The following is a 12,185-nucleotide window of genomic DNA, read 5'->3' as shown; positions in this document are numbered from 1 at the left end:
CGACGCGAAACGCTCCGAGTCTGATTTTTTTGGGCGTGTTGCCAACGGCAGAAACATTCGCGTTTCGTGAAAGCGACGCCGTGTCTTCAATGGTTTCAGCCGAACAGCTTGTTGGCCGTCTCGGCAATGCGCCGGCCCTGATAGCGGGCGCCATCCAGCTCGTTTTCGCTCGGCTGACGCGATCCATCGCCGCCGGCAACCGTCGTGGCCCCATAGGGCGCGCCGCCGGTCACGGCGTCGGAAATCGTCTGCCCGGAAAAACCATAATCGAGACCGACGATCAGCAGACCGAAATGCATCAGGTTGGCGATGACGGAAAACAGCGTCATTTCCTGCCCGCCATGCTGGGTGCCGGTTGAGGTGAAGGCGCCACCGACCTTGCCGTTCAGCGCGCCGCGCGCCCACAGCCCGCCGGCGCGGTCCAGAAAGGCCGCCATCTGCGAGGAGATCCGGCCGAAACGCGTGCCGGTTCCGATCACGATGGCATCGTAGTTTTCCAGCTCCTCGATGGTCGCGACCGGCGCCTTCTGATCGAGCTTGAAATGCGCCTTGCGCGCCGTTTCCTCGGGCACTGTTTCCGGCACGCGCTTGACCGTGGCATCTGCGCCAGCCTCGCGGGCTCCGGCGGCAATCGCTTCCGCCATGGTTTCGATATGTCCGTAGGACGAATAGTAGAGGACAAGAACCTTTGCCATTACCGTGTTTCCTTCTGTTGGCGTGTTTCTTCAAACAGGCCGCTGCTGTTATTGCCCGAGGCCGATTTCCCGCATGAATTCCGCATTGTCGTAGAAGAGGTATTCCTCATCCATGACGCCGGCATCGGTCCAGTGGCCGATTGTCGCCATGGTCAGCGAGAAGGATTTGCCCGTCGGCGGGATCGTCTCGCCATCGCCGGTGGGCATGGGTTCGGTGAATGTGCCTTCCAAAACGCCGATCACGCCGGTCCAGGGGCCGGAGCCGAAGCGGATCGGATGCACGTCGATATGGGTGTCGGGCGCGAAAACGAATGTCTGGGAAATCGCGGCGATATGGTCCTCAAGGCCCGTCGTCGTGCTGCCGTCGGGATAGTGCACCAGAATATCCTCGGCGTGGCTTTCGCCCAGCCGGTCCCATTTCTGGTTGGTGTAGACATCGAAATCGAGCGTATCGAAGGTTTCGAGATTTTTTTGGATTGTCGCCTCGGCGGTCTGGTATTGGTCGAGCTGCTGCATCAGCTGCGGAATGGCCTCCGCCGCCGGTGTACCGGTCTGCTCCTGCGCAAGGGATGCCGTTGCCGGAATGACGACGGCCACGGCCGCCAGAAGCCCCAGAGTTTTCATGTTCATCTTTCCTGCCTTTTCAAGCGTGTTTGCGGATATCCCCGGTTCCGGCTTCCGCAAGACGTCTCGTCCCCACGAAATCTCCGCCACGCGATATCCCGAGCGTACAGTTCTTGTGCCGTCCGCCTGACTTCCGATATATGATTGCGCAGAAACAGAGTTAAGGCGCGATAATGCAACGCATCATTACGCCTGATGTAACGATAAGGTTGTCATGGAAACGATGCGGGCGCTGAAAGCTTTTGTTGAAGTGGTGAACCAGGGCAGTTTCATTGCGGCCGCCAACAGGTTGTCGCTTTCAAACGCTGCGGTTTCGCGCCAGATTGTGGGCCTTGAGCAGCATTTCGGGGCGCGGCTTTTGAACAGGACATCGCGCAACCTGTCCCTGACAGAACCCGGCCGCGAGCTTTATGGCCGCGCGCAGCTCATCCTTCAGGAGCTGGAAGAAGCCGAAGCCGTTGTCGGACGGCAGACGGCAAAGCCAAGCGGCCTGTTGCGCATCAGCGCGCCTGTGTCTTTCGGAACAGGCGTTTTCTCGGAGCTTCTGCCGGATTTCTGCCGCCGTTATCCCGAGATCACGCTCGATCTCGACCTGTCCAACCGGGTGGTCGATCTGGTCAATGACGGGGTGGACGTGGCCGTGCGGCTGTCGCTGGGCGATCTCAGCCCGCACCTGATCGCCCGTCGTCTTGGCACGGTGCGCATGGTCTTCTGTGCCTCACCCGACTACCTGGCGCGAAGGGGCACGCCGAAGAAACCCGAAGACCTCAACGCCCATGATTTTCTCTGCTTTTCCTATCTCTGGCGCACGCAGAAACTGACGTTGAACCATCGCGACGGAAACAGAACCATCGTCAACCTGACCCCGCGCGTGCATGCCAATAACGGCGATGTTCTGACCACCTTTGCCCGTGAGGGCTTCGGCGTGCTGCTGCATCCCTATTTCATCGCGGCCGACGATCTGGCCTCGGGACGGCTGGTGCAGGTTCTGCCGGAATGGAACGCCAGCGAAGTGGAACTGCACGCCCTTTATGTCAGCCGCAAACACCTGCCGCTGAAAATCAGGGTGTTCGTGGACTATCTGGTGGAAAGACTGCCCGGACAGATCTTGTAGACAGCGCCGCCGAACTGCGCCGCATCCACGTCGTCGGTGGCATGGATGAAATCGTGATGGCGCGTCCGTCAGCCCGCAGCCGCCGCGCCGCGCTCCCAGTACCAGGCGACATACATGCGCTTGCGGTCGTGTTTTCGCTCTTTCAGCAGCTTGCGGATCGCCCGCACATCGCTTTTCTCGCAGGCGACCCAGACGAAGGTGTCTTCATCGAGCGTGGCGATGGCCTTTTGGACTTCGTCTGCAAGCACGCCGGTTGCTCCGTCATCATAGCGTGCGCGATGGAGCCAGCGGAGATCGAGATGGCCGGCGCTTACGATCGGCTGTTCTTCCGTCTCGTCTTCAACTTCGATGATGACGGAAAGGCGGGTTCCCGCCGGCACTTCCTCGGCAATGCGGGCAATTGCCGGCAACGCCGCCTCATCGCCGGCCAGAAAGATGGTCTCGGCTTCGGGCACGGCGCCGCCGCCCGGGCCCAGAAACGCGATCCTGTCTCCCGGACGGGCATCGCGGGCGAAATCCGCGCCGGGCGTCTTGATGCCGGGCGCCGGGTGCTGAAGAAAGTCGACGGACAATTCGCCGCGCTCAACATCGAAAGAGCGGATCGTGTAGACGCGCACCAGAAGCGCATCCTCGCCGTCGGGCCAGACGAACCGGCCATCGTCGCCCACCACAGGCCAGACCGGCTCCCGCCCCTTCGGCGGCACCAGCATGCGCACATGCATATTGCCGCCGATGAACGGGCTGACATCGTCGCAGGCGAAAGTCACCCGCAGCATGTGCGGGGTTACGGTTTCAGTCGAGACAACGGTGACTTCGTAAAGGTTGGCCGGCGTTTCCGGCGGCGGCGGATCGGCCCAGTCGAGCACCAGCGTATCGGTGCCCGCGAAATAGAACATGTGCTCGGCCAGCATGGTGCGCGAAAGCTGCAATGCCTCCTTCCCCGAAGCCGACAGCAGGATATGCAGCCTGTCGCCCTCCCGGTCGATCCGCGCCTGTCCGATATCGCTGTCGAGCACGACGCGATCGCCCTGGCGCACGACATCGGCATGTTCGGCAAAGTGCTCGGCCACCATGGAGAGCATGGCGCCGGCATCCTTCGGCACCGCGATACCGGAAAGCGTGAAGTTTCTAGGCTCTGTCACGGTATGTTTCCTTGTGCTGTTTCGGATTTTTCCGCCTGCCCGGCCATGTGATGGCGTCCGATCGGCAGCATCATCGGCCGGCCGGAAACCGGATCGGCCATGATCCGGCTTTCGAGGCTGAAGACCGCGCGTACGACATCATCGGTCAGGACAGCCGCCGGCGCGCCGGCAACATGGATCCGCCCGGCCTGCATGGCCACCAGATGGTCGGCATAGCGGGCCGCCAGGTTGAGGTCGTGCAGCACCATGACGATGGTGGTGCGGTTTTCACGGTTGAGATCGGTCAGAAGATCGAGCACCTCGACCTGATGGCTGACATCGAGAAAGGTGGTCGGCTCGTCCAGCAGCAGAATATCGGTCTGCTGGGCCAGCGCCATGGCGATCCACACCCGCTGACGCTGGCCGCCGGAAAGCTCGTCCACCGACCGCTCGGCAAGGTCCGCCGTGCCCGTCGTATCGAGCGCTGCGGCAACGGCTTCGTCGTCTTCCCGCCGCCAGCGCGAGAACATGTTCTGATGCGGATGACGGCCGCGGCTGACGAGATCGAACACGGTGATGCCTTCGGGCGCCAGTGGCGATTGCGGCAGAAGACCCAGCGTGCGGGCAAGCTTCCGGGTTGGCGTCCTGTGGATCGCCTTGCCGTCGAGCAGAACCTCGCCGGCCTTTGGCGTCAGCAATCTGGACAGGGTTTTCAGCAGGGTCGACTTGCCGCAGGCATTGGCGCCGACAATCGCGGTAATCCGGCCGGACGGCACGGTGAAGTTCAGACCGTCGAGAATGACGCTGTCGCCGTAACCGGCCGAAATCCGTTCGGCTTCAAGAACATGCGCGCTCAAAGCGAGCCTCCCGCCCTGTTGGCCCTGATGATGAGATAGATGAGGTAAGGCGCGCCGAGCGCGCCGGTGACAACGCCGACCGGATAACGGCTCGGCAACAAGAACTGCCCGGCATAATCGCCGAGGAGAACAAGGCTGGCCCCGATCAGACCGGCAGGAATCAGGAGCGAACCGTTATTGCCGATGATGCGCGCCGCAATCGGCCCGGAAAGAAAGGCGACGAAGGCAATCGGCCCGGTGACCGCCGTGGCGACCGCGATCAGCCCGACGGCCGCGATGATGACGAGCGCCCGCGTGCGGGCAACGGCAACGCCGAGGGCCGCGGCCGCTTCGTCTCCCAGCCGCAGCCCCTCGAGGTCGCGGGTCCGGCTCAGCAACAGGCCGCCGAAAACGACGAGACTGATCAGAAGCGGCAGAATCTGGCCGAGCGTCGCGCCATTGAGGCTGCCCGTCAGCCAGCGCATCGCCTCCTGCAGATCCCACATCGGCGCCATCGACAGGATATAGGCCACGATGCTTTCCAGCATGGCCGAAACGCCGATGCCCACCAGGATAAGCCGCGTTCCGGCAACGCCATTGCGCGCGGCAAGACCGTAAACCAGCATGGCAATGGCCAGCCCCGCAATCACGGCAAACACCGAAACGGCCGGACCGCTCCACGACAGCACGACGATGGCGAACACCGCCGCAGCGCTGGCCCCGGAAGAAATGCCGATGATATCGGGACTTGCCAGCGGATTGCGCAGCATGGTCTGGAAGGCAACGCCGCCAAGGCCAAAGCTGAGGCCCGACAGGATGGCCAGAACCGCGCGCGGCAACCGCAGCCGGCCAACGGTGAAGGACGCGCCCGGCACATCCTCGCCCATCAACACGCGCAGCACATCGCCCGGCGGCGTGAATGATTGCCCGAGCATCAGCGTCAGCGCGAACAGGGCGGCAAGCAGCACAAGAAAGGCGATCACGATCCGGTATCGCTGCCGGAGCCTGAGACGGCGGGTTTGCGAAATGACGGCAAGCGTGGTCACAGTTCCCGCACCTTCTGACGCCTGACGATCCAGATGAAGAACGGCCCGCCGACAAGCGCGGTGACGATGCCGACATCGACCTCGCCGGGACGCGCGGCAACCCGCCCGACAATGTCGCTTGCCAGAAGCAGTGCCGCGCCGGACAGCGCCGAAAACGGCAGCAGCCAGCGGTGATCGACGCCGATCAGCAACCGGCAGACATGCGGCACCACGAGGCCGACAAAGCCGATCGGCCCGCAAACCGCCGTAATCGCCCCGCAAAGCAGCACGGCCGACAGGGCCGCAACCGCGCGGCCGATGGCGACATTCTCGCCCAGCCCCGCCGCCAGTTCATCACCGAGCGCCATGGCGTTCAGCTTGCGGGCGGAGACCAGCGCCAGAACAAGACCGATAGCAAGAAACGGCAGAACAGGCAGGATGCGCTCGAACGTGGCGCCGCCGACGCCGCCGATCTGCCAGGAGCGGATGCCGCCGGCAATGTCGCCGCGCGGCAGAACCACCGCGATCACCAGCGAGGCGAAGGCGATGGAGGTTGCAGCACCGGCCAGCGTCAGCTTCAGCGGCGTCGCGCCGCCGCGCCCCAGAGAGCCGATGGTATAGACGAAGACGGCCGTGACCCCGGCACCGAAGATCGCGGACCAGATATAGGCATTCGACGAGGCGATATTGAACCACGCAACGCCGATGACGACGGCGAGCGAAGCGCCCATATTGACGCCGAAAATGCCAGGATCGGCCAGCGGATTGCGCGTCATCCCCTGCATCAGCGCACCGGAAAGCCCGAGGGCGGCGCCGGCAAGCAGGGCCAGCGCGGTGCGCGGAATGCGCATGGTGACCACCGCCTCACCGATCGTCTCGCTGCGGCCGGCAAGCGCGCCGGTAACATCGGCAAGCGAAACCGCCCGCGTGCCGATCAGAAGCGATGCGGCCACCAGAAGCCCGAGAACGGCGACCATCACCGCCAGCCAGAAGGCGCGGTTTTGCCGCAAGCTGCCGGATGATGCTGGTTTCCAGCTGGAGGATATCGCGGCTTTCGATGTCATTCCGGCTGACCGGCCGATTTCCTGGCGGCCTCCGCCAGTTCGGCCACATAGTCTTCCAGCACGAAGGAAATCGACAGCGGCGTGGGGTTCGCCGCCGTTCCCAGCGGATCGCGGCCGAGCATGACCACTGCGCCGTTTTGAACCGCGGGCATGCGCCGGAACAGCGGATTGAGTTTCATGGCGTTCAACAGCAGGCCATTGCCATAGGTCACGATGATATCGACATCGTCGAAGGCATCGATCCGCTCGACGCTGATCGAACCGGAAAAGCTGTCGCCGGTCGAAGCCGCCTTCACGCTTTCGGGCATTTCGAGGCCAAGATCCCTGAAGAACTGCACGCGCGTGTCATGGGTCGTATAGAAATTGACGACGCTGAGATCCGTCGCATCCAGATGGGTGATGAACATCGCCTTCTTGCCCGCAAGCTCGGGGTACTTAGCGACTTCGGCGGCGATTTCGGCCTCGGTTTCGGCAATCAGTTGCTCGCCCTCTTCCGGCACGCCGAGACCGGCGGCATTGAGGCGGATCATGTCGCGCCAGCCGGTGGCCCAGGGCGCTTCGGGATAGGCGACGACCGGGGCAATCCGGCTCAGCGTGTCGTAATCGGACTGCGTCAGGCCGGAATAGGCCGCCAGAATCACATCGGGCCGGACGGCCGCCACCGCCTCGAAATCGATACCGTCACCTTCATCGAAGAGAACCGGCGTATCCGCGCCCAGTTCGTCCAACTGCGCCGAGACCCAGGGCAGCAGCCCGTCATCATCGTCATCGCCGAAATTGGCCGCGGCAAAGCCGACCGGAACAATGCCCAGCGCCAGCGGCACTTCATGATTGGCCCAGGCAACCGTTGCGACGCGATCGGGCTTTTCGGTGATGACGGTTTCACCGAAGGCATGTTCGATGGTGATCGGTTCGGGAAGGCTATCCCCGGCCAGCGCTGGCACGCCGGAGGCAAAAACCGGCACGAACACGGCAATGAGCAGGGATAAACCGGACAGGCGCGGCATCGGCCACCTCTTTACTGACGGTCCAAAGTTGACTTTCAGTGTCATGTTCATAAGACGGGGTCAAGCGCGCCGCCGGGCCCCTGTCGTCAGCTGTCTGAACTTGCAGGGGAATCCTACAAATCCGCGGAAAAATACAATACTGGATTATTTCATTCAAGTTAATGACCGGCTCAACATGCCTTCGTCACCGACGAACACGGACAGAAATCCGCGCCAAACGTGATTGCGCGGACCGCCCGATCCGCCGGCCGGAGGCAGCCACCCCGCAAGACGTCATTTTCTGGAAGCGAAAGATGGATCACTCGAACAACAAGACGCACGGCCGCCGATCGACGATCGGATTGAGAAGCGCGGTTCTCCTCGGCTGCACCGCGCTTGCGGCGAACGCCCTGCCGGCCTTTGCGCAGGAGATACAGGAAACGCTGCCGGCCGATACCACCGTGCTCGATCCGGTCAATATCGACCTTGCCGGCTTTGGCGATGACGACGCCAATTCCATCGTTGCCTTCGGCTCTTCCGGCGGCGGTCGCCTATCGCAGGAAATCCTCGACACCCCGGCCTCGGTTTCCGTGATCACGTCGAAGGAAATCCAGCAACGCGATGCCCAGACCATCGAACAGGTGCTCGATTATACCGCAGGCGTGAACACCGGTTTTTATGGTTCGGACGACCGGTTCGACTATTACAAGATCCGCGGCTTCGATGCCTATACCTATCGCGACGGCCTGCCGCTCGGTTCGCCCTTCGGCGGCGTGCGCGAAGAACCCTTCGCGTTTGAGCGGATCGAGGTTCTGAAGGGGGCGGACTCCACCGTCTACGGCGTTTCCGATCCGGGCGGCACCGTCAATTTCGTTTCCAAGACGCCGCGGCGCGAACGCTTCGGCGAAGCCTATATCTCCGGCGGTTCGTTCGATCATGCGGAGGTCGGCTTCGATTTCGGCGACAACATCACCGCCGACGACACCCTGTCCTATCGCCTGACGGGCAAGTTCCAGAATTCGGATGCGGAATACGATTATTCCAACGATGACGAGACCTTCATCATGGGCGGCATCACCTGGCGGCCTTCCGACGCCACCACGATGACGCTCATCTACGACTATCTCGACACCGACGGCACGCCGGGCGGCGGCGGCCACCCGCTCGGTTCGGATTTCGACCGCAGCTTCTTTCTCGGTGAGCCGGACTACAACTACAATGACGTGACACGCAACACCGTGACCTGGATGTTCGACCACGACTTCGGGTCCGGCCTGACCTTCAGTTCACGCGCGCGCTACACCGATACCGACAAGGGCTTCGGCTACGCCTATGTCTACGAGCCGGTTTATGATGGCAATACGATTGCCGACCGCTATTATTTCGGCAATGCCAGTTCCTATAACGACTTCGTCATCGACGCGCATTTCCAGTACGATACGTCGTTCGCCAATATCGACAGCCGCACGCTGGCGGGCCTGCAATACAATGACTATTCCGGCTCGAATGACGCCTATTACGACGTTGCCCCGGGGATCGACTGGACCAATCCGGTCTATTCCGGCGGACCGGACTATGCCGGACCTTACGCCAGCACCGACAACGACCAGAAAACCACCTCGCTCTATGTGCAGCAGGAACTGACCTTCGCGGAAAAACTGATCGCCACCGTCGGCCTGCGCAATGACTGGCTGGACCTTGAACAGGTCGACAATCTGAGCGCGACAACGACCACGGGCGATTACAGCGAATTCACCGCGCGCGCCGGGCTGACCTACAAGATCACCGACGAGGTTTCGACCTATGCCAGCTATGCCCAGTCGGTCGCCCCGCCGACACTCGGCGTCGAGCCGGAACGCGGCGAACAGTATGAAATCGGTGTGAAATACGCGCCGCTCGCCTTCCCGGCCATGTTCAGCGCCGCCGTCTACGACCTCACCAAGGACAATATCACGGTCACCAATCCGGTCACCAGCAGGCAGGAAACCATCGGCAAGTCGCGCGTTCGCGGCGTCGATCTGGAGGCCAAGGCGGAACTGATGGACAATATCAGCTTCACCGCCGCCTATTCCTACATGATGTCGGATATCGTCGAGAACGGGACCGGCGGCAATGTCGGCAACCAGCTTTCCTTCGTGCCCAACAATATCGCCTCGCTGTGGGTCGATTATACGCTGGAAGGCGAAGGACAGCGCGGCGACATGACCTTCGGCCTCGGCGCGCACTATCAGAGCTCGTATTATTTCGGCGAGGACAACGCCATCAAGTCGGACCCGAACATCACCTTCGATGCCGCCTTTACCTATCAGGTGGCCGAAAACACCACCTTCCAGCTCAACGCCACCAATCTTTTCAACGAGAAACATGTCGCCTATGGCGGCTATGGCGCCGACTGGTACAATTCGGGCCGCGCGGTCTACGCAACGCTGCGCCAGACTTGGTAAGACAAAAGACCGGCGCCCGTCTGCGTGGGCGGGCGCTGTTCACATGCGCTGCGCGCGCCGCCAGGCGGCCGGCGTCTCGCCGGTGATCTGGCGGAAAACCTTGGTCAGGTGCGCCTGATCGGAAAAGCCGAGCTGGACCGCCACGGATGCCACGCTGAGCCCCGTTTCGGTGAGCAGCGACTGGGCGCGCTCGATACGGCGCGTCAGCTGCCATTGTAGCGGCGTCTTGCCCGTCGTCTGCCGGAAAGCGGTGGTAAACCAGCTTTCCGAAAGGCCGATGGTCTCGGCCATTTCGGCCACCGACATGCGGTGATCGGTTCTGGCATCGAAAGCGGACAGAAGGCGGTTCATCTGCGCCTGGGTAATCCGGCCGCTGGGCGAACGCTCGCCCACTCCCACGGGGATATCGAGAAGCGCCGTGGCGACGCTGCCGACAAGGCTTTCGGCGTAAACGGCGTGTCGCGTCGGGTTGGAAACCTCGTCCACGATCATCCGCGCCAACACCTCGATCGGGCCGACATCCTGAATTTCGACCGAACGGCGCAGGATGGCGCGCGCCGCCGAAGCGCCGACCGACGGGATCAGGAAACGCAACAACCGGTCTTCGTGCAGATGCAGGTCCAGATGCGAAAACCGGTGCCAGGAGGTGAATTTGGTCCACACCGGAACGCCGGCGGGCACATAGACCGCACGCGTCATCGGCCGGTCATGGGCGCCGAAATCGGTCTGTCTGTTCGACATGCGGATATGCGGCGAGACATCGTTGAAGAAGATGACGATCCGTGGGTCCGGCGAAAGATAATAGGCGTGCGCCCCGCAAAAACCCTCGGCATCCCAATAGACGCTCACAAGCCCATCGAGGCCGCGCCATCGGACCGGCGCGACCGGATGAATGCCTTCGGTATGACAAATCATGGAATGCTGGTAGCCCACGACACAATCGCCATTCGCCCGGAGCGCCTGCCCCGCCGATCAAGAGTTCACCACACCAGATCATCGGGCGATGAATCGGCATCGTCCGATGACCCGGATTCCTTATTTTGTCGCGTCGGGTTAACGAAAAACCGGTATCCACTTTTTCGCCCGACGCTCCAAGGCCTGAAGGCTGCAGCCATGCAGGCGCGTCACATTAACCTGATTTTAATAGTCATATTTGGGCGATATGCAAGACCGGGCCACCACAATGCAAAATGCCGGTCACTCCGGCGTCTTTCGTTTCGAAGACGAAACCTGCCACAACGACATCAGGAGAATGCAATGTGAACCGATGCCCGGCCACGCCGCATTCTCCTGACAAGCGACACGTCCGTGTCGTCTTTAGCGCCCGATTTTACTCAGGGCGTGCAGCGTCTGCCGGAACGTGGGCGTTCAGGTAGGTGGCGCTGGTCTTCAGCGAGGTGGCGATGTCCTTGGCGTTATCATGCTCGATGATGTACCACTCCACGCCCGCGGCATCGGCAGCCGGCAGAACCTCGGTCCAGTTCATGGTGCCGTCGCCGATGGAAACGAAGCCGCTGCCCCCGGTATTCGGATCGCCGGCGGCGCCATTATCCTTGGCGTGGATGGCGAACACGCGACCCTGGAATTTTTCCAGAAGGTCGGCCGGGTTCTGACCGCCGCGCTGGGCCCAGGCTACGTCAAGCTCCAGCTTCACGCCGGGGCCTGCCGCATCCAGCAGGATTTCGAGTGCGGTGCGTCCGTTATATTCAACCATTTCGAAATTGTGGTTGTGATAGGCGAACTGCATGTCCTGTGCGGCGAATTCCTTGGCGTAACCCGCCAGTTCGATGCCGAGCGCCTGCCATCCGGCCTCATCGGTCGGGCGAAGATCCGGCGCGACATAGGGCAGGACGATCGTGTCGTTGCCGAGCGCCTTTTCGAAATCGATCATCGACTGGATATCGCCGCTGCGCAGGGCATCGAGCGAGGTGTGGTGAGAGATGACCGCGATATTGTACTGATCGAGTTCCGTCTTGTAGTCGTCGGCGGAAAGATCATCCGTGCTGCCGAAGGTTTCCACGGCGGTAACACCTGCGGCCTCAACGGCGGCAAGCTGTTCGTCGAGCGTGCCGAAATTGCGCAACGAATACATCTGGGCGGCAACCGGCAGGTCGGCCGTGCTTCTGCCGCTGTCGGCCAGAACAGGCCCACCGGCGAGACCGACCGTAACCGCCACGGCCGTGGCGCAAAGCATTCCGGAAAACGGGAATTTCATGAAGTCCTCCACTCAAATCAAGGCCATCAACAACTGATCCATGGCGCCGACAGCCGGAAAA

At 62.0% G+C, this 12,185-nt stretch carries 11 protein-coding genes; 2 read left to right on the top strand and 9 right to left on the bottom strand.

The window, feature by feature from the left end; translation table 11 throughout:
• Positions 1-95: 95 nt before the first annotated feature.
• Both wrbA and ACHZCU_RS09830 read right to left on the bottom strand, forming a co-directional pair.
• Positions 96-695 (bottom strand): NAD(P)H:quinone oxidoreductase, encoded by a 600-nt coding sequence (gene wrbA / locus ACHZCU_RS09835; RefSeq protein WP_319518640.1) that lies wholly within the window; start codon positions 693-695, stop codon positions 96-98.
• Between the two features lie 48 nt (positions 696-743).
• Positions 744-1,319, bottom strand: coding sequence for an ester cyclase (locus ACHZCU_RS09830; RefSeq protein WP_319518639.1), 576 nt, complete (start codon positions 1,317-1,319; stop codon positions 744-746).
• Between the two features lie 214 nt (positions 1,320-1,533).
• On the opposite strand from ACHZCU_RS09830, the gene ACHZCU_RS09825 reads away from it, so the two are divergent.
• On the top strand, positions 1,534-2,433 hold the full coding sequence (locus ACHZCU_RS09825; protein WP_106310753.1) for a LysR substrate-binding domain-containing protein: 900 nt from the start codon (positions 1,534-1,536) through the stop codon (positions 2,431-2,433).
• A gap of 68 nt (positions 2,434-2,501) precedes the next feature.
• Here the strand turns inward: ACHZCU_RS09825 and ACHZCU_RS09820 are convergent, their stop codons facing one another.
• From ACHZCU_RS09820 to ACHZCU_RS09800, 5 genes are read right to left on the bottom strand one after another with little or no spacing between them, the layout of a single operon-like run.
• Positions 2,502-3,575, bottom strand: coding sequence for a DUF2218 domain-containing protein (locus ACHZCU_RS09820; RefSeq protein WP_394706043.1), 1,074 nt, complete (start codon positions 3,573-3,575; stop codon positions 2,502-2,504).
• Complete coding sequence (locus ACHZCU_RS09815; protein ID WP_319518638.1) at positions 3,572-4,411, bottom strand: ABC transporter ATP-binding protein; 840 nt, start codon at positions 4,409-4,411, stop codon at positions 3,572-3,574. The genes ACHZCU_RS09820 and ACHZCU_RS09815 overlap by 4 nt, the downstream gene beginning before the upstream one ends.
• Complete coding sequence (locus ACHZCU_RS09810) at positions 4,408-5,418, bottom strand: FecCD family ABC transporter permease (protein WP_394706106.1); 1,011 nt, start codon at positions 5,416-5,418, stop codon at positions 4,408-4,410. Before ACHZCU_RS09810 ends, ACHZCU_RS09815 begins: the two co-directional genes overlap by 4 nt.
• Positions 5,419-5,432: 14 nt before the next feature.
• Complete coding sequence (locus ACHZCU_RS09805) at positions 5,433-6,479, bottom strand: iron ABC transporter permease (RefSeq protein ID WP_319518637.1); 1,047 nt, start codon at positions 6,477-6,479, stop codon at positions 5,433-5,435.
• Positions 6,476-7,486, bottom strand: a complete 1,011-nt coding sequence (locus ACHZCU_RS09800; RefSeq protein ID WP_319518636.1) for an iron-siderophore ABC transporter substrate-binding protein — start codon at positions 7,484-7,486, stop codon at positions 6,476-6,478. The genes ACHZCU_RS09805 and ACHZCU_RS09800 overlap by 4 nt, the downstream gene beginning before the upstream one ends.
• Positions 7,487-7,779: 293 nt before the next feature.
• Between ACHZCU_RS09800 and ACHZCU_RS09795 the strand changes: the two genes are divergently transcribed.
• Positions 7,780-9,909 carry a TonB-dependent siderophore receptor gene (locus ACHZCU_RS09795; protein WP_319518635.1) on the top strand — a complete coding sequence of 710 codons (2,130 nt, stop codon included), beginning with the start codon at positions 7,780-7,782 and terminating at the stop codon, positions 9,907-9,909.
• Positions 9,910-9,948: 39 nt separating this feature from the next.
• Here ACHZCU_RS09795 and ACHZCU_RS09790 read toward each other — a convergent pair whose 3' ends face one another.
• Positions 9,949-10,842, bottom strand: a complete 894-nt coding sequence (locus tag ACHZCU_RS09790) for an AraC family transcriptional regulator (RefSeq protein ID WP_227023775.1) — start codon at positions 10,840-10,842, stop codon at positions 9,949-9,951.
• Between the two features lie 397 nt (positions 10,843-11,239).
• On the bottom strand, positions 11,240-12,124 hold the full coding sequence (locus ACHZCU_RS09785; RefSeq protein WP_319518634.1) for a sugar phosphate isomerase/epimerase: 885 nt from the start codon (positions 12,122-12,124) through the stop codon (positions 11,240-11,242).
• Between the last annotated feature and the right edge of the window lie 61 nt (positions 12,125-12,185).

The organism is uncultured Martelella sp., from assembly GCF_963677965.2.
Taxonomy (GTDB): domain Bacteria; phylum Pseudomonadota; class Alphaproteobacteria; order Rhizobiales; family Rhizobiaceae; genus Martelella; species Martelella mangrovi.
The sequence above is the reverse complement of the archived record's forward strand: the minus strand, read 5'-3'. Positions and strand labels throughout refer to the sequence as shown.